1 protein-coding gene is annotated in these 1277 nt (G+C 62.3%); it reads left to right on the top strand.

Annotated features, from left to right (window positions below; all coding sequences use genetic code 11):
* Positions 1-74 precede the first annotated feature (74 nt).
* Positions 75-1112, top strand: a complete 1038-nt coding sequence (locus tag C665_RS19600; protein ID WP_004265463.1) for an IS5 family transposase — start codon at positions 75-77, stop codon at positions 1110-1112.
* Positions 1113-1277 lie beyond the last annotated feature (165 nt).

Below are 1277 nucleotides of genomic sequence, written 5' to 3'. Positions count from 1 at the left end.
GGGCGCCTCGAAAAACCTCCGTCCCGCCCGCCCTTGCTAAAATTACGACGTCCTGAACCCAGCAACCTGCACCGATGAAACCGCGTAGCGCTATCAAGACTGACCTGTTCGCTGACGAACACCACCGCAAGAAGCTCGACTCGCTGGGCGACCCGCTGGTCGAGATCGAGTCGCACATCGACTTTGCGGCGTTGGCGGCCGAGGTGGATGAGGTTGCGCCGCGCCCGGTGAGCGCGCAGGGCGGGCGCCCGCCGTACCCGACCGAGACCATGGTACGGATCCTGGTGCTCAAGCGCCTGTACAACCTGTCCGACGAGCAGATGGAGTACCAGTTGCTCGACCGGATGAGCTACAAGCGCTTCTGCGGACTGGCGAACGCGACCAATGTCCCGGACCGCACTACCGTATGGACCTTCGAGAACCGGATCGGTGAAGCCGGTGCCAAGGCGCTCTTTGACGGCGTCTCGGCGCAGCTGCTCAGGAAGGGTTTCATCGCGCGCGGCGGTCAAATCATCGACGCCACCTTGGTCCCCGCCCCCAAGCAGCACAACAGCCGAGGCGAGAAGGAACTGATCGAGCAAGGTGCGATGCCCGCCGATTGGAAGCCTGCGAAGCGGCGGCAGAGGGACATCGACGCCACCTGGACCAAGAAGCACGGCAAGAGCCACTTCGGCTACAAGCTCTCGATCAACGTCGACAAGAAATACAAGATCATTCGCCGAATCGAGACCGACACGGCGAGTACGCACGACAGCCAGCACTTCGACAACGTCTTCGATGCGGGCAACACGAGTCGGGACGTCTATGCCGACCGGGGCTACCCGTCCGAGGCGCGTGAAGCCTGGCTCAAAGAGAAGGGCTTCCGGAATCAGATCCAGAGGAAGGGCAAGCGTAACAAGCCGCTGTCCGAGTGCCAGCAGCGGCGTAACCAGCGCATCGCCAAAACGCGCGCCCGAGTCGAGCATGTGTTTGCCGCCATCGAGCAGATGGGTGGCAAGTTGCTGCGCACCATCGGCCAGGCGCGGGCGAGCTTCGCGATGACGATGATGGCCGCCTGCTACAACCTGAAGCGGCTGACGTATTTCCAGAAGGCCGGAATCCAGGCCTTCTGACACCCGAAGTGGGCCAAATCGCCGATGCCTGGGGCGATTCGAGGCAAAAACGGGGCAACCCCGCCGAGAAAGACGGTGGGTTGCCAGAGAAATTGGACCGAACTCGGTCGCGGTCATCATTGCGCGGCGGGATTCACTGAAAACCTCGGGTTATTCGAGGTGCCC

Source organism: Thauera aminoaromatica S2, from assembly GCF_000310185.1.
In the GTDB taxonomy this organism is placed as follows: domain Bacteria; phylum Pseudomonadota; class Gammaproteobacteria; order Burkholderiales; family Rhodocyclaceae; genus Thauera; species Thauera aminoaromatica.
The sequence above is the reverse complement of the archived record's forward strand: the minus strand, read 5'-3'. Positions and strand labels throughout refer to the sequence as shown.

Coding starts and splice junctions, on each gene's coding strand:
- C665_RS19600 (WP_004265463.1), top strand. CDS start 75: ATGAAACCGCGTAGCGCTATCAAGACTGACCTGTTCGCTGACGAACAC.